The 23303-nt window shown below is 64.9% G+C and carries 23 protein-coding genes and 1 pseudogene; 15 read left to right on the forward strand and 9 right to left on the reverse strand.

Going from position 1 to position 23303, the window contains the following annotated elements; all coding sequences use genetic code 11:
* Positions 1–17 precede the first annotated feature (17 nt).
* Positions 18–212 carry a hypothetical protein gene (locus BGI51_RS18900; protein WP_187981395.1) on the reverse strand — a complete coding sequence of 65 codons (195 nt, stop codon included), beginning with the start codon at positions 210–212 and terminating at the stop codon, positions 18–20.
* A 250-nt stretch (positions 213–462) separates the two neighbouring features.
* On the opposite strand from BGI51_RS18900, the gene BGI51_RS18905 reads away from it, so the two are divergent.
* A complete protein-coding gene (locus tag BGI51_RS18905) occupies positions 463–861 on the forward strand; it encodes a response regulator (RefSeq protein WP_187979337.1) in 399 nt (132 codons plus the stop codon).
* A 273-nt stretch (positions 862–1134) separates the two neighbouring features.
* Here BGI51_RS18905 and BGI51_RS18910 read toward each other — a convergent pair whose 3' ends face one another.
* Positions 1135–1395 carry a hypothetical protein gene (locus BGI51_RS18910; RefSeq protein ID WP_187979338.1) on the reverse strand — a complete coding sequence of 87 codons (261 nt, stop codon included), beginning with the start codon at positions 1393–1395 and terminating at the stop codon, positions 1135–1137.
* A 159-nt stretch (positions 1396–1554) separates the two neighbouring features.
* Between BGI51_RS18910 and BGI51_RS18915 the strand changes: the two genes are divergently transcribed.
* The 3 genes from BGI51_RS18915 (at position 1555) to mqo (ending at position 6619) form a co-directional block, all read left to right on the forward strand.
* Positions 1555–1788: a hypothetical protein gene (locus BGI51_RS18915; RefSeq protein WP_187979339.1), complete on the forward strand. Its 234-nt coding sequence runs from the start codon at positions 1555–1557 to the stop codon at positions 1786–1788.
* Positions 1789–3077: 1289 nt separating this feature from the next.
* The gene (locus tag BGI51_RS18920; RefSeq protein WP_187979340.1) at positions 3078–4667 is read left to right on the forward strand and encodes an ABC-F family ATPase; all 1590 of its coding nucleotides are present in this window, start codon (positions 3078–3080) and stop codon (positions 4665–4667) included.
* A 455-nt stretch (positions 4668–5122) separates the two neighbouring features.
* Complete coding sequence (gene mqo / locus BGI51_RS18925) at positions 5123–6619, forward strand: malate dehydrogenase (quinone) (protein WP_187979341.1); 1497 nt, start codon at positions 5123–5125, stop codon at positions 6617–6619.
* A 142-nt stretch (positions 6620–6761) separates the two neighbouring features.
* On the opposite strand, the gene BGI51_RS18930 is transcribed toward mqo, so the two are convergent.
* The 3 genes from BGI51_RS18930 to BGI51_RS18940 all read right to left on the reverse strand — a co-directional run bounded on the left by BGI51_RS18930 (position 6762) and on the right by BGI51_RS18940 (position 9966).
* The gene (locus BGI51_RS18930) at positions 6762–8555 is read right to left on the reverse strand and encodes a gamma-glutamyltransferase family protein (protein WP_187979342.1); all 1794 of its coding nucleotides are present in this window, start codon (positions 8553–8555) and stop codon (positions 6762–6764) included.
* Between the two features lie 77 nt (positions 8556–8632).
* On the reverse strand, positions 8633–9133 hold the full coding sequence (locus BGI51_RS18935) for a DUF1294 domain-containing protein (RefSeq protein WP_133863113.1): 501 nt from the start codon (positions 9131–9133) through the stop codon (positions 8633–8635).
* Positions 9130–9966 carry an undecaprenyl-diphosphate phosphatase gene (locus BGI51_RS18940; protein ID WP_187979343.1) on the reverse strand — a complete coding sequence of 279 codons (837 nt, stop codon included), beginning with the start codon at positions 9964–9966 and terminating at the stop codon, positions 9130–9132. Before BGI51_RS18940 ends, BGI51_RS18935 begins: the two co-directional genes overlap by 4 nt.
* A gap of 266 nt (positions 9967–10232) precedes the next feature.
* On the opposite strand from BGI51_RS18940, the gene pnuC reads away from it, so the two are divergent.
* From pnuC to BGI51_RS18965, 5 genes are all read left to right on the forward strand, one after another.
* Positions 10233–10796 (forward strand): nicotinamide riboside transporter PnuC, encoded by a 564-nt coding sequence (gene pnuC / locus BGI51_RS18945; RefSeq protein WP_187981354.1) that lies wholly within the window; start codon positions 10233–10235, stop codon positions 10794–10796.
* Positions 10793–11320, forward strand: a complete 528-nt coding sequence (locus BGI51_RS18950) for an AAA family ATPase (RefSeq protein WP_187979344.1) — start codon at positions 10793–10795, stop codon at positions 11318–11320. Before pnuC ends, BGI51_RS18950 begins: the two co-directional genes overlap by 4 nt.
* 37 nt (positions 11321–11357) lie before the next feature.
* Positions 11358–11912 carry a Smr/MutS family protein gene (locus tag BGI51_RS18955; protein ID WP_187979345.1) on the forward strand — a complete coding sequence of 185 codons (555 nt, stop codon included), beginning with the start codon at positions 11358–11360 and terminating at the stop codon, positions 11910–11912.
* A gap of 63 nt (positions 11913–11975) precedes the next feature.
* Positions 11976–12524: a GTP cyclohydrolase I FolE gene (gene folE / locus BGI51_RS18960; RefSeq protein ID WP_133863117.1), complete on the forward strand. Its 549-nt coding sequence runs from the start codon at positions 11976–11978 to the stop codon at positions 12522–12524.
* Between the two features lie 64 nt (positions 12525–12588).
* Positions 12589–12894, forward strand: coding sequence for a putative quinol monooxygenase (locus tag BGI51_RS18965; protein WP_187979346.1), 306 nt, complete (start codon positions 12589–12591; stop codon positions 12892–12894).
* Between the two features lie 210 nt (positions 12895–13104).
* Here BGI51_RS18965 and BGI51_RS18970 read toward each other — a convergent pair whose 3' ends face one another.
* A complete protein-coding gene (locus tag BGI51_RS18970) occupies positions 13105–14073 on the reverse strand; it encodes an IS110 family transposase (RefSeq protein ID WP_252977129.1) in 969 nt (322 codons plus the stop codon).
* 434 nt (positions 14074–14507) lie between these two features.
* Complete coding sequence (locus tag BGI51_RS18975) at positions 14508–15056, reverse strand: adenine phosphoribosyltransferase (RefSeq protein WP_187979347.1); 549 nt, start codon at positions 15054–15056, stop codon at positions 14508–14510.
* Between the two features lie 208 nt (positions 15057–15264).
* Between BGI51_RS18975 and BGI51_RS18980 the strand changes: the two genes are divergently transcribed.
* The 6 genes and pseudogenes from BGI51_RS18980 (at position 15265) to rbsD (ending at position 21085) form a co-directional block, all read left to right on the forward strand.
* Positions 15265–16221, forward strand: coding sequence for a sugar ABC transporter substrate-binding protein (locus BGI51_RS18980; protein ID WP_133860613.1), 957 nt, complete (start codon positions 15265–15267; stop codon positions 16219–16221).
* 16 nt (positions 16222–16237) lie between these two features.
* The gene (locus BGI51_RS18985; RefSeq protein ID WP_187979348.1) at positions 16238–17794 is read left to right on the forward strand and encodes a sugar ABC transporter ATP-binding protein; all 1557 of its coding nucleotides are present in this window, start codon (positions 16238–16240) and stop codon (positions 17792–17794) included.
* Positions 17791–18768, forward strand: coding sequence for an ABC transporter permease (locus BGI51_RS18990; protein ID WP_187979349.1), 978 nt, complete (start codon positions 17791–17793; stop codon positions 18766–18768). Before BGI51_RS18985 ends, BGI51_RS18990 begins: the two co-directional genes overlap by 4 nt.
* The gene (locus tag BGI51_RS18995; protein ID WP_187979350.1) at positions 18768–19787 is read left to right on the forward strand and encodes a LacI family DNA-binding transcriptional regulator; all 1020 of its coding nucleotides are present in this window, start codon (positions 18768–18770) and stop codon (positions 19785–19787) included. Before BGI51_RS18990 ends, BGI51_RS18995 begins: the two co-directional genes overlap by 1 nt.
* Positions 19777–20684: pseudogene (gene rbsK / locus BGI51_RS19000) on the forward strand (ribokinase). Before BGI51_RS18995 ends, rbsK begins: the two are co-directional and overlap by 11 nt.
* Entirely contained in the window at positions 20681–21085 is a 405-nt protein-coding gene (rbsD, locus tag BGI51_RS19005; RefSeq protein WP_187979351.1) for a D-ribose pyranase, read from the forward strand. The pseudogene rbsK and the gene rbsD overlap by 4 nt, the downstream one beginning before the upstream one ends.
* On the opposite strand, the gene BGI51_RS19010 is transcribed toward rbsD, so the two are convergent.
* Positions 21082–23094, reverse strand: a complete 2013-nt coding sequence (locus BGI51_RS19010) for a putative bifunctional diguanylate cyclase/phosphodiesterase (RefSeq protein WP_437179412.1) — start codon at positions 23092–23094, stop codon at positions 21082–21084. The two genes, rbsD and BGI51_RS19010, sit on opposite strands and share 4 nt — an antisense overlap.
* Positions 23091–23297, reverse strand: a complete 207-nt coding sequence (locus BGI51_RS24150; RefSeq protein WP_437179413.1) for a hypothetical protein — start codon at positions 23295–23297, stop codon at positions 23091–23093. Before BGI51_RS24150 ends, BGI51_RS19010 begins: the two co-directional genes overlap by 4 nt.
* Positions 23298–23303: the final 6 nt, after the last annotated feature.

A 23303-nucleotide genomic window follows, 5' to 3' on the forward strand; every position in this document is an offset into this window, starting at 1 on the left:
GCCGGCTCCTGTAACCCCTACAGCGGACCAGGATCCGGGATCGGCGCCGGGGGCTTGGCGGGTTCGGTCAGGTTCTCGACTATCTCGTCGGGGATCTCGGTATCGATTTCCTCGTCGACCATGTCGGAGTCGTTCAGCGGTGCCTGATCGCCGCCCAGCCAGAGTGCCAGCGGCGAGGTGGTGTCGGGCGCGGGAGAAAGAGAAAGGATCATGCCGTGGCTCCTGTGCCGGTCGGTCTCAGAGATTAGTAGGTCGGCGGGGCCGGATGTTTCATCCAGACCCCTACCGCACGTCGCCGGATGGCAGGCAACTGACTGGTGCACGCCAGAGCGGCTGGCGACCTTCCAGGACAGAATTCGCCAAGCCTGGCAGCAGGTGCGGCCGCAGATCCTGGCGATTGGCCAGGCGGAAGGCCCAGGTCTGACTAGACTGAAAAGATTCTCCACCCAGGAAAGGCCGTCCATGGAAACCAACTCTCTCCCCCCTCACGCCTCGAATCTGCTCGCGGTCGTTTCGGAAGACGAGTTGCTGCTGCAAGCGCTGGTCCGTGAAGTCCTGAAACAGGAAGGCTTCCATGTGGAGACCTTTGGCACTGCCGATGCCGCCCTGCAGTTTCTCGAACGGCACTGGCAACAGGTCAACGTGGTGGTGTCCAACGTGCGGATGCCGGGGGTGATCGATGGCATCCAGCTGGCGAAAATCGTCAGTGAACGCTGGCCCGGGGTGCCCTTTGTGCTGATGTCCGGTTATGCCGGGTTGAGAGATGACATTCCCGCCGGTGTGCCCTTCCTCCATAAACCCTGGACACTGGATCAATTGACCGAGGCCGTCTGGAAGGTGGTACCGCTACCATCGCCTTGAGTGACCGTGGACAGGACCTGCAGCTGTCTGCTGAGCAGACGCAGAATTCGGCGGGCGACGGTAACCCAGATAGATCCCGGCAGACGCGAGCCGCGCAACGCTGCTGCTGAAGAGGATAGCCAAGGCGCCATCCTCCTTACGGCTGACAACCTTCACTGCTGCCAGGGACGAAGGAAAGAACTGCTGGCTATGGCGGGTATGCGTACAAGGCGATATCGAGAAGAAGCGAATTGCAAGGTAATGGTCAATCAGCAATTTGCCGCTTGGCCAGGATTACGGAGTCTTACCGCCAATGAGCACCGTATCGGCTTGCAACGGTAAATGAGAGCCTTTCAGGCGGAGTTCGTTGACGGCATATAGCACCATGATATTAAGTGCTTCGACGTTCAACACCGTGCGTTTGACAATAAGGCGAGACACCTTCGCTGGCACTCCGGGATCCAGGAGCGTCAGCAAGACATCTTCACCCCGGTATTCGATGAAATGCTTCACCGGTGGATCAAGCATTTCCAACGCTTTTTTCAGCCTGTTCATGGAGCCCCCGGGGTGAAACTGGTGAAACGTTTCATCTTTTTGACATACTGCTTTCCATGCTGTCCTTGACCGTCCATCCGGCTCCTTGGATTAAGGCTATTTTCTAACGGTCGCAACGCTGCTTCTGTAGCCCGTTCAACATGCACCGGAGAACGTCGAATGAACGAACAGGACCGGAAACATGGCCTTCTGCTACTGGAGCGATACTCCGCCGAACAAGATGCGATAAATCGGCTGTTGCGGCAGATCTACGAATGCCATGGCACCTCTGACTCGGAAGCGCTCAGGGATATGCTGACGCTGTGCATAGCTGAAATACAGGACCGGCAGACCACCGTTCAAAGTGCGTTCCGCTTTTTACTTAATCTCAAGGAAAAGCCGGGTAAGGAATAGCGAAGCGGCGATCAGTCTTCATAAGCCGCTCCTCAACAGTCGCTTATGCGCGGCAATCTCCCGTAAAGGAGGTCTTGCCTATTAACCGCCTCGCTTTATATAAAACGGAAAGTTTGGTCAGTATTCTGCACTTCCAGCACAACGATTGTTTTCAATATTGCCGATTACATCACCCAACGGAAGTTGTTGTTCTACGATTTTCGGAAGGGCCAACCCTATCTCGCGGATGGATAGGGACATCTTGATGAATCTGAAGAGTAGCCAAGCCACCCTGACATAAACCTAAAGAACACTGGCTTTTCCTGCCTGGAGGCCATACCCCAAAGACACGTCTGTCTACCGCTGTTCGTGAGAGAGCCCAGCACCCAGGCCGGGTTCTCTCACGACTCAGCTAGGGGCTACCGGGGTGCTGGCTCCTGGTCATCGGCTTCACCAGGCTCGGGCGCTGACGGATCGTCGGGCGCGGGGACAGATGGGTCAGCGACATTGGTATCATCGGGTTTCAATGGCTCAGCCGGAGCAGGCTCTGTCGCCTGCCCACCTTGCGCCGCGGCGAGCTGGGCATCGATCCCGAACATCGCCCTCGCGATCATTCCGGGAGCCTGGGGCGAACTGAATCTTTGCCAATGACTGGTGGTTGTGATCATGGGTCACCTCACAGTGAGACCAATATTGGCCTCTCTGGATTAGAGGCGCCACGGGGGTTACCTGTTCAGTGGCCACTATTACCGACGGTCCCGGGCTCAAGGCGCCGGCTTTCCATTCCTTTCAGCGCTGAGCTGACCGCTGCGACAGCGTCTGCTGACCTTCCTTCGCCATCTTCTATAGCCGCAACTCAGCATTCCAATGCCTGGATTTCTTCCAGCGTGGGCGGCAACTCCTCCCGCGGTGCCCCAGCATCTATTCGGCTTTTCGTTTGCTCGGACATATCCTGCTCCTGGGATGGCGACATCAATGCACCATAAGCAGGGTTTCTGGCGATTGCCGTTCCGTGGCCATCACCACCGGCGGCCCGAACACCGCTGGCGTAATGGCGAGTCGCAGCAGCCCTGTCGCCCCGACAGCGGCCTTATCAGCACTGGCGGACCTATGCGACAATGAACCCAATGTCCGGCATGAGCATCGGCTTCATGGCCTACAGCTGGAAACCCTCCTCCAGATTTTTCCTTTCCACCTACGCTCGCTGAGTCGGCCAGGTTCAGTTCTGAGCAAGATAGCCAAGCTCGGTGTCGGTATCGAATCGGTACCGTCAGTTCCGGCGACGCCTTTAGTCCCTGATAGGTACCCCCTTGATCTCCACCGCTAACATCACCATGCAGTTTGGCGCCAAGCCGCTGTTCGAGAACGTGTCCGTCAAATTCGGCAACGGCCATCGCTATGGCCTGATCGGCGCCAACGGTTGCGGCAAGTCCACCTTCATGAAGATTCTCGGGGGCGATCTCGAGCCCACCGGCGGGCAGGTGATGCTCGAACCCAACGTGCGCCTGGGCAAGCTGCGCCAGGACCAGTTCGCCTACGAGGACTGCACGGTCATCGACACCGTGATCATGGGCCACGCCGAGCTGGCCAAGGTCAAGGCTGAGCGCGACCGCATCTACTCCCTGCCGGAAATGAGCGAAGACGACGGCATGGCCGTGGCCGAGCTTGAGGTGCAGTTCGCCGAATACGACGGCTACACCGCCGAAGCGCGGGCGGGCGAGCTGCTGCTCGGCCTGGGCATCCCCCAGGACCAGCACTTCGGCCCCATGAGCGCCGTCGCCCCCGGCTGGAAGCTGCGGGTGTTGCTGGCCCAGGCACTGTTTTCCGATCCGGAACTGCTGCTGCTCGACGAACCGACCAACCACCTGGACATCAACACCATCCGCTGGCTGGAAGGCATCCTGGTCGCGCGCAACAGCACCATGATCATCATCTCCCACGACCGCCACTTCCTGAACAGCGTCTGCACCCACATGGCCGACCTGGATTACGGCGAACTGCGTCTGTTCCCGGGCAACTACGACGAGTACATGACCGCCGCCACCCAGGCACGCGAGCGCCTGCTGTCGGACAATGCCAAGAAGAAGGCCCAGATCGCCGAACTGCAGCAATTCGTCAGCCGCTTTTCGGCCAACGCCTCCAAGGCCAAGCAGGCCACCAGCCGGGCGCGCCAGATCGACAAGATCCAGCTGGACGAGGTCAAGCCGTCCAGCCGCGTCAGCCCCTTCATCCGCTTCGAGCAGAACAAGAAGCTGCACCGCCAGGCGGTGACCCTGGAAAACGTCACCCAGGGCTTCGACGGCACCCCGCTGTTCAAGCGTCTGGGTCTGCAGATCGAAGCCGGCGAGCGGGTCGCCATCATCGGCCCCAACGGCATTGGCAAGACCACCCTGCTGCGCACCCTGGTGGGCGAGATGGCTCCTCAGAGCGGTGAAGTGAAGTGGACCGACAGCGCTGATGTCGGCTATTTCGCCCAAGACCATGCCGAGGACTTCGCTGACGATGCCACCCTGTTCGAGTGGATGGGCCAATGGACGCAGGGCGGCGAGCAGATGGTACGCGGCACCCTGGGTCGCATGCTGTTTTCCAGCGACGACATCCAGAAATCGATCAAGGTCATCTCCGGTGGTGAGCAGGGGCGCATGCTGTTCGGCAAGCTGATCCTGAAGAAGCCCAACGTGCTGGTGATGGACGAGCCCACCAACCACCTGGACATGGAATCCATCGAGGCGCTGAACCTGGCGCTGGAAAACTATCCGGGCACCCTGATCTTCGTCAGCCACGACCGCGAATTCGTCTCGTCCCTGGCGACCCGCATCCTCGACATGAGCGAGACCGGCGTGGTCGATTTCAGCGGCAGCTACGACGACTACCTGCGCAGCCAGGGCATCAACGGCTGACCTCAGGGTTCGTGTAGTGGGTCGCGCCACCCACTACACGAACAAAATAGATGGTGCCCTAAGCAGTTACCCTAGGTATCATTTCGCACCGAAACGGGTACTCGACCAGGATCGCCGCGATCATCACCTATCGTTTGCGCCGGGAGACCAGGGGTCTCCTGCCACGTCTCGTAACACGTAGCGCCCCCTTCCGGCACGCTCGACGGGTTCCCTGTCGCATCCTGATCGCCCCTCCTGGCACCGGCCTCCGCCGGCCTGCCAGGACGCTTGGCCCCCACTCAATAAATCAGAACATTGCCGGACGGCTGCTGTCGCAACTGACTGCCATGCCCTACCGGTTGCCCACCCCTGCCTGTCCGTTCGCGGCCAGCTCGGGGTTGCCCAACTCGAGGTCGGGCTCCGACGCCCGCTCTCCCTCAGGTGTAAAGCGAGACACTGTCTCAGGAGTACGATGAATGCACAGTGGTAACGAAGAGTCGGATTTCGTTTTCGTCGGCGCGGGAATCATGAGCGCGACCCTGGCGGTCATGCTCAAGGAGCTGGAGCCCACGAGTACCGTCGAGGTACTCGAACTGCTCGACGTAGGCGCGGCGGAGAGTTCCAACCCCTGGAACAACGCCGGAACCGGCCATGCGGCCCTCTGCGAGTTGAACTACACGCCCGAAAAGGCGGACGGCAGCATCGACGTCACCAAGGCCCTCAGCATCAACGGCATGTTCGAGGCCTCCAGGCAGTTCTGGTCCTACCTGGTCGAGGAAGGCCACTTCGGTTCGCCGCGCGCCTTCATCAGCCCGGTGCCGCACATGTCCTTCGTGCATGGCGCCAAGGACATCGCCTTCCTGCGCAAGCGCTATGAAGCCCTCAAGGACCACGCCTGCTTCGACGGCATGGAGTATTCCGAGGATCACGCCAAGCTGCGCGAGTGGATGCCGCTGGTGATGGAAGGCCGACCGGCCACCGAAGCCGTGGCGGCGACCCATGTGGCCGGGGGGACCGATGTCAACTTCGGCGCCCTGACCATGAGCCTGCTGGGCCACCTGCAGACCCGCCCCGGCACCCAGGTCCGTTACAACCAGAAGGTGGTGGACCTGACCCGCGAGGCCGACCAGCGCTGGCGCCTGACCATCGAGGACAGTCGTTCGGGTGCCACCCGGACGCTGATCGCCAAGTTCGTCTTTCTCGGCGCCGGGGGCGCGGCCCTGCCGCTGCTGCAGAAGTCGGGCATCCCCGAAGGCGCTGGCTATGGCGGTTTCCCGGTAAGCGGCCAGTGGCTGCGCTGCGACGATCCGCACATCGTCGAGCGCCACCAGGCCAAGGTCTACGGCCTGGCCGGGGTCAATTCGCCGCCGATGTCGGTCCCGCACCTGGACACCCGGGTGGTGGATGGCAAGAAGTCGCTGCTGTTCGGACCCTTTGCCGGCTTCACCACCAAGTTCCTCAAACGCGGTTCCTTCCTCGACCTGCCCAAGTCGATCAAGTCGGGCAACATCGGCCCCATGCTCGCCGTGGCGCGGGACAACATGCCGCTGACCCGCTACCTGGTCGGCCAGGTGCTGCAGTCATTCGACCAGCGCGTCGAGGAATTGCGTGCGTTCTACCCCGCCGTGCGCAAGCAGGACTGGCGCCTGGAAGTGGCCGGCCAGCGGGTGCAGATCATCAAGAAGGATCCGCAGAAAGGCGGTGTCCTGCAGTTCGGTACCGAGATCGTCGCCTCCGGCGACGGCACCATCGCCGCCCTGCTGGGCGCCTCCCCGGGCGCTTCCACCTCGGTGTCCATCATGCTGACCCTGGTCGAGCGCTGCTTCCCCAGCCGTTATCAGAGCGCAGAGTGGCAGGCGAAGCTGCGCACCATGTTCCCGGCCTTCGGCCACAAGCTCGCGGAAGAACCGGAGCTGCTGCGCGAAGTGCGCGAACGCACCACACGGGTGCTGCAACTCGACCAGCCGGCGTGATGCCGCAGATGCCGGACCGTTCACCCGGTCCGGCGTCTTCTTCCCCGCAAACCTGCTTCGAAGCTCCCTATCCCGTCCAATCGCCTCCTCCTCGCCCGGGAGAGGGCTGGGGTGAGGGAGTCTTTATCCGCCAGGCTTCCGCCTAATCCCCCAGCGCCACGCCTTCCCGCCGCGGATCGGCACCCCCCTGCCAGCCAGATCCGACCCGGCGAATGACCTGGATGCCGCTGGTCATCTCGTCCTCGCGCACCTGATGCCCACGCTGCTCCAGCGCCTGGCGCAGGGCCGGGGTGGTCTCGCCGCGCTCCAGCTCGGTGGGGCCGTTGCGGCTGCCGAAATTCGGCAGGCCCGCCGCCGCCTGGGGATCCAGCTGCCAGTCCAGCAGGCCGACCAGGGTCTTGACCACATAGCCGGCGATCTGCGAACCGCCCGGCGAGCCCAGCGCGGCCAGCAGCTCACCGCTCTGGCGATCGAATACCAGAGTCGGCGACATGGTCGAGCGCGGTCGCTTGCCCGGCTCCACCCGATTGGCCACCGGCAGGCCCTTCTCCTGCGGCACGAAGGAAAAGTCCGTCAGCTGATTGTTGAGCATGAAACCCTTCACCATCAGATGGGAGCCGAAGTAGCTCTCCACCGTGGTGGTCATGGACAGGGCGCCGCCCCAGGCATCCGCGGCCACCACCTGGGAGGTAGAGATGCGCAGCGGCGAGCGATCCGGCGCCCAGGCCAGGGTCGGTCCGGGCGGAACACCCGGCGCGGCCTTGCCCAGGCTGCGCTCACCAACCTGCTGGGCGCGACTGGCCAGATAGCCCGGATCGAGCAGGCCCTTGACATTGACCGGCACCAGCTCCGGATCAGCCACGTACTGGGCACGATCGGCATAGGCCAGGCGCTCGGCCTCGGCGATCAGATGCACGGCTTCGGGACGCGGCTCCTGGCCCGCCGGCAGCGCGGTCGGCACCGGCCGCAGCGGCGCCAGGGCCCAGGCCGGATCACGGGCTTCCAGGGCCTGGAGGATGCCCAGGGTCTGGGCCACGGTGATGCCGCCGGCGGGCGGTGGCATGCCGCAGACACGCCAGCGCTGGTAGTCGGTGCACAGTGGCGTACGGGTCCTGGCACGATAGCCAGCCAGATCCTGGAGACTCAGGCTGCCGGGATTGGGGCTTTGCTGCACCGCCGTGGCGATGGCCTTGGCCAGGTCGCCACGATAGAGCGCCGCGGCGCCTTCCCGGGCGATCAGCGCCAGGGTCTCGGCCAACTCGGGGTTGCGCAGCCGGGTACCCACCGGCTTCACCTGGCCCTGGGCATCCAGGTACAGCGCGGCCATGCCGGGCGACTGCTTGAGGAAGGGATCGTGCACAAGCTGGTTATGCAGTCGCGGCGACAACGGGAAACCCTCGCGGGCCAGGCGGATGGCCGGCTCGAACAGCACCTGCCAGGCCAGCTTGCCGTGGTCGCGATGCGCCAGCTCCAAGGCGCGCAACACCCCGGGCACCCCAACCGAACGGCCGCCGATACGCGCCTCCTCGAAGGCCATGGGGCTGCCATCCGCATGCAGGAAGAGCCTTTCCGTGGCGCCCGCCGGCGCGGTCTCGCGACCATCGTAGGCCTGGACCTTGCGACCGTCCCAGTAGAGCAGGAAGGCGCCGCCGCCGATTCCCGAGGATTGCGGCTCGACGAGGGTCAGGACCGCCTGCATGGCGATGGCGGCATCGATGGCCGAGCCACCCTGGCGCAGGATCTCCCGCCCTGCCTCGGCGGCCAGGGGGTTGGCCGCCGCCGCCATCTGCCCGGTGGCTGCGCTGGCCGTCAACCCAGGGCGGTAACCGGAACCGGCCTCGGGAGCCGTGGGCAAGGAGGTCTCGCGACTCTGGCTACAGGCCGCGAGAGTCAGGGACAGGAAGAGAGGCGTAAGGATCGACAAGGGGGTTCGCAACGTGGGGCTCCTGGGCAACGGGGGCTTTCGCCCGCCAAGCCTAGCCCATCAGCTGCACCCATGCCGCCTGGCTGATCTCAGAGCGGCAGGTGACGATGTAGAAAGCCGCCGCAGAGCACATCCAGCCAGAGCAGCTGGTGCAGGGCGACGATGGCGAAGAACACCAGCCGAAAGCTCAGCTTGACCGTCTTGTGGCGGAATCGCTGCTGGGCGATCAGGGCGCCCGGCCAGCCGCCGAGCAGTTCGCCCAGGTGCAGCATGCGCTCCGACACGCGCCAGCCCTTGTCGCGGGCGCGCTGCTTGTCGTGCTTGTAGAGCAGGTAGGTGACGATGCTCGCGATCAGATAGAGCGGCAACGGCCAGAGCACCCCGCGGCCGAAGGCCAGGGACAGCATGCCGACCAGGGGCAGGATGAATACCGCGATCTGCAACAGCGCCAGCATGTCCTGGCGGGCGATGGCCGCGCGTTGCTGGTAGGGCGTCAGCGACCCTGCCCGCTTGGCGGCCTTGGGGGACGCGTTCTGCGTAGACGCACGAGCCGGCTTGCGCCGGCTCTGCTGTTCCTGCTCGGGTTTCACCCGGCCGCCTTGGCCGCGTGCCAGTCGATCCAGCCGAATTGCCAGGTAGCCAGGATCAGCAGTCCGAAGACGATGCGGTACCAGCCGAAGACCACATAGCTGTGGTTGCCGATGAATTTCAGCAGCGCCTTCACCGCCAGCATGGCGAAGATGAAGGAGGTGACGAAGCCGACCGCGAAGATCATCGCATCGCTGGGAACGAACATGTGGCGGTACTTGTAGACCGAGTAGACGGTCGCACCCACCATGGTCGGCATGGCCAGGAAGAAGGAGAACTCGGTGGCCGCCTTGCGCGACAGGCCGAACAGCAGGCCGCCGATGATGGTGGAACCGGAGCGCGAGGTGCCCGGAATCATCGCCAGGCACTGGGCGCAGCCGACCTTGAGGGCGTCATGCCAGCGCATGTCGTCCACCTCCTCCACGCGAATGCGATGGGTACGCTTTTCCGCCCAGATCATGATCACGCCGCCGATCACCAGGGCGAAGGCCACGGTGATTGGGTTGAACAGGTATTCGTGGATCAGATCACCAAGGATCACGCCCAGCACCGCAGCGGGCAGGAAGGCGACGATCAGATTGCCGGTGAAGCGCTGCGCATAGGACTTGCGCGGCAGGTCGGTGACGATCTCGAAGACCTTGAAGCGGTACTCCCAGACCACGGCCAGGATGGCCGCCAACTGAATCACGATGTTGAAGGCAATGACGGTATCGCCGCGAAAGCCGATCAGATCCGCCACCACGATCTGGTGGCCGGTACTGGAAACCGGCAGAAACTCGGTGATGCCCTCGACGATCCCCAGAATCAGCGCCTGCAAGGCACTCCATAGGTCCATGGTATTACTCCATCCAAGTGAAACATTTGCAGGTAGCCGGAGCTGCAGGCTCCGGCGGCAACGGGGTTCGAACCGTGACGCTCCGCAGGGCATGGCCCTTCGCGGTACCCAAGACAGCATGTGCTGAAGTCAGCGCCCGGCACCTTACCAGAGCGAGACCGGTTGAAGAGACCGATAGACGGCCATTAGGTGCCGTACAATGACAAATCCAATCTTTCCGGATGTGAAGCATGTCGTTTCTGGAGTCCCTCACCACCCTGCTGGGCATGTCGCCCGTGGAGCTGCTGGCCGCCGTTCTCGGGGTGATCGCCGTCTGGCTGACGGTCCGCCAGAACATCTGGGCCTGGCCCATCGGGCTGGTGATGGTGGTGCTCTACGCCTGGATCTTCCTGGACGTGAAGCTGTATTCCGACATGCTGCTGCAGTGCATCTATGCAGTGCTGCAGCTCTATGGCTGGTGGCAATGGCTGAGGGGTGGCCAGCAGCACCGGGGTCGGGTGGTCAGCTCCCTCGCGGCGAGGCCCCTGCTGACGGGTCTGGCCGTAGGTGCGCTGGGTAGTCTTGCCCTCGGCTATCTCATGGGCACCCATACCGACGCCGCCCTGCCCTGGCTGGATGCCGCGCTTACCGGTTTCAGCCTGGTCGCGCAGTTCTGGATGGCGCAGAAGCGGCTGCAATGCTGGATGCTGTGGTTCGTGCTGGACGTCATCTATGTGGCCCTCTTCTATTACAAGGGCCTCTACCCCACCGCGATCCTCTATGCGGTCTTTGTCGGCCTCGCCGCCTATGGCTGGCTGGACTGGCGCCGCGCCCTGGCGACCGCACGATGAAGGTGGTGGTGTTGACCGGCCCCGAATCGAGTGGCAAATCCTGGCTGGCGACGATCCTGAGCGAGAGATTCGGCGGTGTCCGGGTCGACGAGTACGTTCGCGAATACTGCGAGGCGCATGGCACCGACACCAGCCTGGCGGATGTGGAGCTCATCGCCCGCGAGCAATTGCGTCGCGAAGACCAGGCGCGGGCCAGTGCACCGGCCTTGCTGCTGCTGGATACCCATCTGCTGAGCAACCTGCTGTGGAGTCGCCTGCTGTTCGATGCCGCGCCCGCCTGGCTGGAACCGGCGCTGCTGGCACGCCGCTATGACCTGCATCTGCTGCTCGACCCGCGCGACGTCGCCTGGCAGGACGACGGTCAGCGCTGCCAGCCGGAGCTCACCGAGCGCCTGGCATTCTTCGCCAACTGCCGGGACTGGCTGCGGACCCATGGCCAGCCGGTGCTGGAAATCGCCGGCGACTGGCCCGAGCGGCAAAGGGCCGCGCTGGCCGCGGTGAGCCGATTGCTGCACGAGTCTTGACCCGTCGGTAGAATGACGTCCTACACCGGAGAACGCCATGCACGACGACGATGCCTCTTTCGCTGACTTCACCCGCGGGATCCGTCCGCTCAGGCAGGATCGCGCCGACACCGGCAAGTCACGCGCCGACCTGGGCCAGATCGCCCAGCGCCGGGCTGATGCGACCAGGACCTCGACCACGACCCGGGTGGATGGCCTGAGCGATGCCTTCGTCATTGATGTAGGCGCCGAAGACGAACTCTACTGGGGCCGCGATGGTGTCCAGGACACCCAGCTGAAGCGCCTCAAGAGCGGCCAGATCCCCTTCGAGGGCAGCCTGGACCTGCACGGCATGACCGTGGAAAGAGCCCGGGAGACCCTCTGGGACTTTCTTGCCGAGGCCACCCGCCTGGAAATCCGCTGCGTGCGCATCACCCATGGCAAGGCCGCGCGCGTCGATGGGCGTCGGCCGTTGATCAAGAGTCACGTCAACACCTGGTTGCGCCAGCACGCCCAGGTGCTGGGCTTCACCTCCTGCCTGCCCCGCCACGGCGGCACCGGCTCGCTTTATGTGTTGCTCAAGCGCACCATGCTCGAAGGTCGCGACGAGTGACTCCGCGACTCGGATGACGTCTCATCCGAGCGCCAACCTCCTTATCGACAAACAGGAACCCAAATGTCTCTCGAACAGCACTACTCCTCGATCCTGACCGGACTCGGCGAAGACATCGGCCGGGAGGGGCTGGTGGACACGCCCAAGCGCGCGGCCAAGGCCATGCAGTACCTCTGCCGCGGCTATACCCAGACGCTGGAAGAGGTGGTGGGCGAGGCGCTCTTCACCTCGGACAACAGCGAGATGGTGCTGGTCAAGAACATCGAGCTTTACTCGCTGTGCGAGCACCACATGCTGCCCTTCATCGGCAAGGCCCACGTCGCCTACATGCCCAAGGGCAAGGTGCTGGGGCTGTCCAAGGTGGCACGCATCGTCGACATGTTCGCCCGCCGACTGCAGATCCAGGAAAACATGACCCGGCAGATCGCCGAAGCCATCGAGAAGGTCACCGGTGCGGCCGGTGTTGCGGTGGTCATCGAGGCGCAGCACATGTGCATGATGATGCGTGGCGTGGAGAAGCAGAATTCCTCCATGGTCACCTCGGTGATGCTTGGCCAGTTCCGCGCCAGCGATGCCACCCGCGCCGAATTCCTCAGCCTGATCAATCGCTGAGTCGGCCGCGACGTCCGCCAGCCCGGAGGGTCGAAGCCTGGAATCTCCAGGAGACCTGCACGCCATGGCGGACGTCCACAGCCTTACCCTGTTCAGAGCCCAACCCGAACGTTCCCAGGCGCTGGGCGCCCACCTGCTGGATCTGGCCGCGGTGGCAGTGCACGACGAGGGGTGCCTGGATTATCGGGTATTCCAAGGTAGCGAGGACAATGACGTCTGGGTGGTCCAGGCCCGCTGGATCTCGGTCGCCGCCCAGGACGACCACTTCAACCAGCCACACACCCTCGCCTTCCTCGACGAGCTGCCCAAGCTGGCGGACGAGGTGGATCTGTATCCGCTGGCGCCCAAAAAGCCTTCGGCTGAGCTTTGACGCCAGGCTGCCTGGGTTGCGATGAAGCGTAGAGTGGGCCGAGACGGCTCCCTCGTCGAAGTCCAACGGGACCGACGCAGAGGCAGGAGCTGTTGGGCTTCGCTGCGCTCAGCCCAACCTACGACTTGATTGACCTTTTACGGCCATGGCGATCTGCAGACGCGGCCGGTCCCGCAAAGGTACCACCGTCGTAGATACCGTCTTCGCCCCTCAGTGTGCAATCGCTAAAGCAGGGTCGAAAGGCTTGCCTGATTTGAGCACGCCATAGGCGATGGTCAGCAGCTTGCGCATGGCGGCGCAGACGGTTTGTTTACCTTTCTTCCCCCTGGTTTTCAGACGCTCGGCTTGCGCCTTGATAGCCGGGTTGTAGGTCAGCGCCACGACGGCGGGTAGGTATAGCGCACTTCGTAAGCGGACCGATCCCATGCGCGAGATGCCGGTATGGCCGCGGTAAAGACCTGATTCCTGTAGGCGTGGGTTCAAACCGGCAAAGGCGGTCACGGCGCGGGCATCGGCGAAGCGACCGATATCACCGAGCTCCGCCAGGATCAGGGCGGCGGTCTTGTCGGCGATGCCGTCTATGCTCACCAGCAGATCACGTTTGCCGCTCAGGTCCGGGTCATCGTCGATATGCCGTTTGATCTGTTCGAGCGTCCAGGCGATCTGCTCATCGAGCCGCTGCACGACCGCCTGGATCGAGTTTTGGACTTTTTCCGGGCTGACCTCGAGCCGATTGAGCTCCATCTGCCGTAGCGATTGGAGATCCTCCAGGCGCCGGGTCAGCGCGCGAAGCGTGCGGATGGACACAGGCTCGGGGTGCCAGGCCCGCAGGCTGTCTTCATGCCGCTGGCCATAGGTGGCGATCAGCTTGGCGTCGAGTTTGTCCGTCTTGCTGCGCTGCAACTGGCTTTGCGCATAGCGAGCGATCTGTGCCGGATTGAGCACGGCGATTCGGTAGCCCAGCGCATGGAAATGCTCGGCGAGCGCTTCGTGATAGGTGCCCGTGGCCTCCATCACGATCCAAGCGCCTGGCTCGGCATGCTGCTGCAGCCAGTCGGCAAAGACCGCGAAGCCTGACGGATCGTTGCTCAGCCTGCCCTTGGTCCGGTGCTTGCCATTGGATTGCAGGACCGCCAGATCGAAGCTGCGCTTGGCGATATCAACACCGATTACGGCCATGATGTCTCCTCCTTCAGATGCGACACGATCACGTCATCCCGTCCAACCTTGTGCAATACGAGCTCTGGAGGCTCTAGATACCGTTCGGACTCGGGGATGGGTGTGGAGGAGGCAGCCTATCTACGTTGCAAGCTCAAAGGCTTAAGGGTGGACACGGCCTGCCATCCTCCCCGATGATCAGTCGGGGACTATGCCCCCCTAAGGAGGCTGTCGTCGAGATACAAGGGTGGACAACGGCGCAGCCCTGTCCACGAACGGGCATCGGCATCAGGTGGAAAACGCTACGCGGTTTTCCACGCTACGGGCTGGACGCAATCGCGGCCATGGGCCGCTCCTACATTTGTTCGGTGTACCTGTAGGAGCGGCCCATGGCCGCGATAAACGAGAGCAAAGGCACAGCAGTGCGGACCGCGATGGTCGCGATCAACTGCAACTCAATACTCGGACAGCGCGAAGCTCGTCAGGGCGAAGGTGGGGATGCCGGCGGCTTCCAGGCGCCTGGAGCCGCCCAGTTCGGGCAGGTCGACGATGGCGGCGGCTTCGTGGACTTCGGCGCCCAGGCGGCGGATCAGGTTGCCGGCGGCGACGAGGGTACCGCCGGTGGCGATGAGATCGTCGACCAGCAGCACCGAATCACCGGCACCGACGCTGTCCTTGTGTACCTCGATCACCGAATCGCCGTATTCGGTACTGTAGACCTCGGTCAGCAGCTCGGCGGGCAGCTTGCCCTGCTTGCGGAACAGCACCAGCGGCTTGCCCAGTTCGTAGGCCAGGATCGGGCCGATGAGGAATCCGCGCGCATCCAGCGCCCCGACGTGGGTGAAGGTCGCCGAACGATAGCGCTCCAGCAGCTCCGCCATGACGGCGCGCAGCCCCTCGGGCGACTGGAACAGTGGCGTGATGTCCCGGAAGATCACCCCCGGCTTGGGAAAATCGGGCACGGCGCGGATGAGGGACTTCAGGGCGGATTCGGAAAAGGACATGGCAGAGACTCTTGGGCGCCGGGCGCCTGGTTGAATACGATTGCCCAGTATACCGGTGCCCGCCCGGCCAGGGCCAACCCGCCATCCCTGCGAGCTGAATCGATTCATGTAGTGAGTCGCGTTGACAGCTACCAGCGAAGCGGACATCCTCGACAACGCGCAAACGTTTGCGCGACCACAAGAACCATAAGAATTCGGAGATTCCCCTATGCTGGCCTTTCGCCCTGCCCGCCTGCTGGCGGCTATCGCTCTCGCCTCCGCTTCGCTGATCCTGCCGCTCACCGCCAGTCATGCCACGGCCGCCGAAAAGCCCAAGGTCGCGCTGGTCATGAAGTCCCTGGCCAACGAATTCTTCCTGACCATGGAAGACGGCGCCAAGACCTACCAGAAAGAGCATTCCGCCGACTTCGATCTGATCTCGAACGGGATCAAGGACGAGACCGACACCTCCAGCCAGATCCGTATCGTCGAGCAGATGATCGTGTCCAAGGTGGATGCCCTGGTCATCGCCCCGGCCGACTCCAAGGCGCTGGTCCCGGTGCTGAAGAAAGCCAGCGACGCCGGCATCAAGGTGGTCAACATCGACAATCGCCTGGATCCCGAGGTGCTCAAGTCCAAGTCCCTGGACATTCCCTTCGTCGGCCCCGACAACCGCAAGGGCGCACGCCTGGTGGGCGAGTACCTTGCCAAGCAGCTCAAGCAGGGTGATCAGGTCGGCATCATCGAGGGCGTCTCCACCACCACCAACGCCCAGCAGCGCACCGCAGGCTTCAAGGACGCCATGGAAGCGGCCGGCATGAAGATCGTCGGCGTGCAGTCCGGCAACTGGGAAATCGACAAGGGCAACGCCGTCGCCGCGGCCATGCTCAACGAATACCCCGACCTGAAGGCCCTGCTGGCCGGCAATGACAGCATGGCGCTGGGCGCCGTCTCCGCCGTACGGGCCGCGGGCAAGAAAGGTCAGGTGCAGATCGTCGGCTACGACAACATCAAGGCCATCCACCCGATGCTGAAAGACGGTCGCGTCCTCGCCACCGCCGACCAGTTCGCCGCCAAGCAGGCCGTGTTCGGTATCGACGCCGCGCTCAAGCTGGTCAAGGGCGAGCCCACCGGTGCCAAGGACGGCGTGATCGAGACGCCGGTCGAACTCGTCACCCAGCCCTGAGCCAAGGAGAGCCCCCATGTCGTCCGAGGTCATCCTCAGCGCCCGTGGCATCGGCAAGACCTATGCCCAGCCGGTACTCGGCGGCGTGGACCTGGAGTTGCGCGCCGGCCAGGTGCTGGCGCTCACCGGGGAAAACGGCGCCGGCAAGAGCACCCTGTCCAAGATCCTCTGTGGCCTGGTGCAACCCACCACCGGCGAGCTGAGCTTCCTCGGCCGACCCTATGCCCCGGGCAGCCGCCGTGAGGCGGAAGCCCAGGGGGTGCGGATGGTCATGCAGGAACTCAATCTGCTGCCCACCCTCACCGTGGCGGAAAATCTCTTTCTCGATCGCCTGCCCCGGCGACTGGGCTGGATCGACCGCCGCCAGTTGCGCGAGCAGGCGCGGCTGGCCATGGCCCAGGTCGGCCTGGAGGCCATAGATCCGGATACCCCCATCGCCGAACTGGGTGTAGGTCACCAGCAGATGGTGGAAATCGCCCGCAACCTGATCGGCGATTGCCGGGTGCTGATTCTCGACGAGCCGACCGCCATGCTCACCTCGCGCGAGGTGGATTTGCTGTTCGAGCAGATCGAGCGCCTGCGCGCCCGGGGCGTGGCCCTGGTCTACATCTCCCATCGCCTGGAAGAACTCAAGCGCATCGCCCAGCAACTGGTGGTGCTGCGTGATGGTCGGCAGGTGGCCGATGCGCCCATGGCCGAGTACGGCACCGACCAGATCGTCAGCCTCATGGTCGGCCGCGATCTCGGCGAGCACCTCGACATGGGCGAACGCCGCTTCGGCCCGCCCCTGCTGGAGGTCAAGGGTCTCTCGCGCGCCGACAAGGTCCAGGATGTCTCCTTCAGCGTCCGCGCTGGCGAGATCTATGGTATCTCCGGCCTGATCGGCGCCGGACGGACCGAACTCCTGCGCCTGATCTTCGGCGCCGATCGCGCCGATTCCGGCACGGTGCACCTGGCCGGCAAGCCGGTCGACCTGGGTTCGCCGGCCAAGGTAGTGCGCCAGGGCATCGCCCTCATCACCGAGGATCGCAAGGGCGAAGGCCTGCTGCTCAGCCAGCCGATCAGCGCCAACATCGCCCTGGGCAACATGGCCAAGGTCGCTCGACAGGGCCTGGTCAGCGGCACACGCGAAGCGGCCCTGGCCGAGCGCCATATCAAGGGCATGCGCATCCGCTGCAACGACGGCACCCAGCCCGTGGGCGAACTCTCCGGTGGCAACCAGCAGAAGGTGGTGATCGGACGCTGGCTGGAACGCGATTGCCAGGTGATGCTGTTCGACGAACCCACGCGCGGCATCGACGTCGGCGCCAAGTTCGAGATCTATGGCCTGCTGGCCGAACTCACCCGCCAGGGCAAGGCCCTGGTCGTGGTCTCCAGCGACCTGCGCGAGCTGATGCTGATCTGCGATCGGATCGGCGTGATCTCCGCCGGCCGCCTGGAAGCCACCTTCGAACGCCATGACTGGGATCAGGAGCGGCTGCTGGCCGCCGCCTTCGCCGGCTATCGCTCCCGCGAAGCCCTGCTGGAAGAACCTGTCCCGCCGCAAACCCTTTCTCAGGAAGCCATTCGATGAGCAGCCTTCCCGTCACCTCTTCCCGGCGTGCCTTCGGCCTGGGCCTGGGCACCTACATCGGCCTAGCCGCTGCCCTGCTAGCCATGATCGTGCTGTTCTCCCTGATGAGCAGCCACTTTCTCTCCTACGCCACCTTCACCACCCTGGCCAACCAGATCCCCGATCTGATGGTGCTGGCGACCGGGATGACCTTTATCCTGATCATCGGCGGCATCGATCTCTCGGTGGGTTCGGTGGTCGCCCTGGCCGCCGCCGTAGTCAGCGTCGCTACCCTGGAATGGGGCTGGGGCATCCTGCCGGCAGCCGCCCTGGGTATGTTCTGCGCGGCCCTGACCGGCACCCTCACCGGCAGTGTGACCGTGGCCTGGCGCATCCCCTCCTTCATCGTCTCCCTCGGCGTGCTGGAAATGGCCCGTGGCGCCGCCTACCAGCTGACCAATTCGCGCACCGCCTATATCGGCGATGCCTACGCCTGGCTGTCCACGCCCTTCGCCTTCGGCATCTCGCCCTCCTTCGTCATCGCCCTGCTGGTGATCGTGGTCGCGCAACTGCTGCTGACCCGCTCGGTGCTCGGGCGCTACCTGATCGCCATCGGCACCAACGAGGAAGCGGTGCGCCTGGCCGGGATCAATTCCAAACCCTACAAGGTCATCGTCTTCGCCCTCATGGGCCTGTTGGCGGGCCTGGCCGCACTGTTCCAGATCTCCCGCCTGGAAGCCGCCGATCCCAATGCCGGCGTGGGCCTGGAACTGCAGGTGATCGCCGCCGTGGTGATCGGCGGGACCAGCCTCATGGGCGGCCGCGGCTCGGTGATCAGCACCTTCTTCGGCGTGCTGATCATCTCGGTACTGGCCGCGGGCCTGGCCCAGATCGGTGCCAGCGAGCCGACCAAGCGCATCATCACCGGCGCGGTCATCGTGGTGGCGGTGATCCTCGACACCTATCGCAGCCAGCGCGCCAAGAGCAAGGGCTGATGGCGACCATCAAGGATGTCGCCGCCCGCGCCGGCATCTCCTACACCACCGTCTCCCATGTGGTGAACAACAGTCGCCCGGTCAGTCCGGGTGTCCGCAAAAAGGTCGAGGCGGCCATCGCCGAGCTGGGCTACGTGCCCAGCGGCGTGGCCCGCTCCCTGCGCAGTCGCGCCACCGGCACCTTCGGCGTGCTGGTGCCCAATGCGGTCAACCCCTATTTCGCCGAACTCGCGCGGGGGATCGAGGATCACTGCGAGCGCCAGGGGTACAGCGTCATCCTCTGCAATTCCGATGACGATGCCGACAAGCAGCTGCGCTATCTGCGGGTGCTCAAGGAGCGCCGCATCGACGGCCTGGTGGTCGCCACCGTGGACGGCGATCCGCGCTTTGCCCGCGCCCTCGCCGGCCTGCGCATCCCGCTGGTGCTGGCCGACCGACCGCTGGACGGCGTCCAGGCCGCGCATATCCGCATCGATCACCACCAGGGCGGCCTGCTCGCCACCCGCCATCTGCTGGAGCTCGGCCATCGGCGGATCGCCTGCATCGGTGGCCCGGCCGACTCGCCCGTCGCCAGCGAGCGGATCACCGGCTACCAGGAGGCCCTGGCGGACGCCGGCATCGCGCCTGGCGCCATCCAGCGCTGTCCCTTCACCGCCGCCGCCGGTCATGCCGCGGCCCGCGAATTGCTGGCCTCGGGGGAGCGTCCGACCGCGATCTTCGCCGGCAACGACACCATCGCCCTGGGCGTGTTGCGCGCCGCCGCCGAGCTGGGCCTGGACGTCCCTGGCCAACTTTCGGTGGTGGGCTTCGACGACATCGAACTCAGCCGCTATCTCTATCCGGCCCTGACCACCATCGGCCAGTCGATCCGCGACCTTGGCGAGCGCGCTGCCCAGCTCCTGCTGGCGCGCCGCGAGACGGTCGGCAGCCCCTCCACCCACGACATCGCCGTACCCCGGCTGGTGCTGCGCGAATCCACCGCGGCGCCCTCTGCTCTGGAGACCTCCCATGCACCCTGACGTCGTCGTCATCGGCAGCCTGAACATGGACCTGGTGGTGCGCACTCCGCGCCTGCCCAAGGGCGGCGAGACCCTCGCCGGCCATACCTTCACCACCGCACCCGGCGGCAAGGGCGCGAATCAGGCCGTCGCCGCGGCACGCCTGGGCGCCCGGGTCGCCATGATCGGCTGCGTCGGCGCCGATCCCTACGGTGACTTCCTGACCCGCAGCCTGGTGCAGGAAGGCATCGACTGCCAGGGTGTCTCGGTGGCGGCCGATGTCCCCACCGGCATCGCGTCCATCCTGGTGGATGACCAGGGCCAGAACGCCATCGTCATCGTCGCCGGCGGCAACGGCGAACTGTCCGCCGCGCACCTGCAGGCGCAGGAGCGCGTGCTCGACCAGGCCAAGCTGGTGATCGCCCAGCTGGAGGTGCCGCTGGCCACCGTGGGCGACGCCCTCGCCCGCGCCCATGCGTTGGGCAAGACGGTGATCCTCAATCCAGCGCCGGCCACCGGTCCGCTGCCGGCCGAGTGGTACGCCCATATCGACTACCTGGTGCCCAATGAAAGCGAAGCCAGCCTGCTGACCGGGTTGCCGGTGGACACCCTGGAGCAGGCCGAAGCCGCCGCACGCCAGCTGGTCGCCGCCGGCGCCCGCCAGGTGCTGCTGACCCTGGGTGGCCAGGGCCTGCTGCAGGTCACGTCCGACAGCTGCCGCCACCACCCGGCCACGCCGGTGAAGGCAGTGGACACCACCGCCGCCGGCGACACCTTCCTCGGGGCTTCGCCGCCGGACTGGCAGAAGGTCTGAGCGTGGAGGCCGCCATCGCCCTCGGCCAGCAGGCTGCCGCCATCGCCGTCACCCGCCCGGGCGCCCAGCCGTCCATCCCCACCCGCCAGGAGCTCGCCCGGTGAAAAAGACCTCTCTGCTCAACATCGCCCTGTCCCAGGCCGTCGCCAGTCTCGGTCACGGCGACCTGGTGGTTATCGGTGACGCCGGCATGCCGGTACCGCCGGGCACCCCGCTGGTCGATCTGGCCGTCACCCCGGGCGTGCCGGACTTTCTCAGTGTGCTGCAGGCGCTGCTCAGCGAGATGCAGGTGGAAAGCCATCTGCTCGCCGAGGAAACCCTCAGCGCCCAGCCCCCGGCCCTGGGCGAACTGGAACGCCTGACCGGGAGCGGCGCCCTGGGCAGCCGCCGGCTGGTTTCCCATGACGAGATGAAGGCGCTGTGTCGCCAGGCGCGGGTGCAGATCCGCACCGGCGAGTGCCAGCCCTACACCAACCTGATCCTGGTGGCCGGCGTCGCCTTCTAGTTGGCGGCCCTGGCCAGCAGCCGCCGGGTCGCCAGCAGATCCAGCGGGCGGGCGAAGAAATAACCCTGGGCGTGGCGGGCACCCATGTCCCTGAGCAGTTGCAACGCCTGGGCGTCCTCGACGCCCTCGGCGACTACATCCAGCCCCAGTGACTCGGCCATGCGCACGATGGCGCGAACGATGGCGACACTGCGTGCGCTCTCGGCCAGACGCAGGACAAAGGACTTGTCGATCTTGAGGCCGCGAAAGCGGTACTCGTGGACATAGCCCAGCGACGAGAAGCCCGCGCCGAAATCGTCCAGCACCACCGAGACGCCGTGACGATCCAGGGCCTCCATGGCCGCCTTGGCGCGTTCCGGTTCGGCGACCAGGGCGCCTTCGGTCAACTCCAGGCAGATCCGCGACGGCGCCACGCCATACGCGGCCAGGATGCTCAGCACCTCGTCGGCGAACTCCGGGCGCACGATGCTGTAGCTGGAGCAATTGACGTGCACCACCGGCCAGTGCGCCTGGGCCGGTTCGGCCAGGGTGGCGGCGATGCGCGTCAGCATGTAGGTATCCAGGCGTCCGATCAGCCGCAGGCCTTCCAGCTCGGGTAGAAAGGCCCCTGGCGCCAGGACGCTACCGTCCGGCTGACGCCAGCGGATCAGCGCCTCCAGCGCCGCCACGCGGCCGCTGGTGACGTCAATGATCGGCTGGAAGAAGGGCTCCAGTTCGTTGCCATTCTTCAGCGCCTTGCGCAGCGCGCCTTCACGCACCACCTGGTCGGACACCACCTGGCGCAGTTCCTGGTTGAAGACCGCGAAGTTGTCGCGCCCACCCTGCTTGACCCGATACATCGCCGTATCGGCGTCGCGCAGCAGGTCATCCGGCTGGCGATGCAGGCTGGGATCGGCCAGCACGATGCCGATGCTGCAGGAGGTGAACAGGCTGTGGTCGTCGATCACCAGTGGCCGGTCGAAGGCTTCGATAATGCGCTGGCCGATGGCTACCGGTGAATCCAGGCCGCCACCGGGCACCAGGATGGCGAATTCGTCACCGCCCAGTCGTGCCAGCAGGTCGGTCTCGCGCAGGCAGCTCGACAATCGCTCACCGGCCGCCACCAGCAGCAGGTCGCCGAAGGGATGGCCGAACTGGTCGTTGATGCGCTTGAATCTGTCCAGGTCGAGAAACATCACCGCCAGACCGGCCCCGTCACGCTCCAGCGCGGCCCAGAGCTCGCCCAGGCGTTGCTGGAAGAAGCTGCGATTGGGCAGCCGGGTCAGGGCATCGTGGTTGTTCTCGTACAGCAGTCGGGCGTTGGCGGCGTCCAGCGCCCGGGTGCGCTCCTGCACCCTGACCTCCAGGGCCTGGCGCGACTGCTGGATGGCTTCCGCGGCGCTGCGCCGGGACAGCGCGGTATCGATATGGCGCGAGACGAAGGTGAGCAGCTCCTGGTCGCGCCGGCTGTAGTAAACGTCTTCGCGATAGCTCTGTACCGCCAGCACGCCGCGGACGTGCTTGCCGTCGTAGAGGGGGATACCCAGCCAGGAGCAGGCTTCCGGGGTGCCCTCGACCGGGGTGATCTCGCCTTGCTCGATCAGCAGCCGGGCCTTGTGCCGATCGATGATGCAGGGTCGCCGTTGGCGGATGGTGTACTCGGTATAGCCGCGGGTGCCGCGTCGGGCGACGGGTGCGCTGGTACGGCGCTCATCGGCGAAATAGGGGAAGCTCACCTCCCCCGAGGCATCGTCGTAGAGGGCGATATAGAAGTTGTGGGCATAGAGCAGCTCACCCACGACGCGGTGCAGACCGCCCAGGAGGTCTGGCATGTCGGTACTGGCGCTGGACAGCTCGGCAATGCGAAACAGCGCCGCCTGCAGCTGCTCGGCGCGTTCGCGCTCGGCGATCTGCTCGCGCAGCCGGGCATTGACCTCCGAAAGCTCCTGGGTCCGCTGGCCCACGGTGGCTTCCAGCGATTCGCGCCGGAGGATGCGATCCAGGGCCATGGCCACGTCGCGGGCGATCACCTGGAACAGCGCCTGGTCCTCGGGCCGTAGCGACGCTCGCGATCGTAGACCTGCAGGCTGAGCACGCCGAAGGTGCGATCGGCGCCGTCCTTGAGCGGGATGCCCATCCAGAACTCGGGAACCGAGCCCTGGCAATAGTAGGGCCCTGACACCTGCGCCGCTTCGATGGCTTCCTTGGGCAGCAGCAGCGGCTCGCCGTGCATGAGCAC

It is taken from the genome of Pseudomonas oryzihabitans, assembly GCF_014522265.1.
In the GTDB taxonomy this organism is placed as follows: Bacteria; Pseudomonadota; Gammaproteobacteria; order Pseudomonadales; family Pseudomonadaceae; genus Chryseomonas; species Chryseomonas aestiva.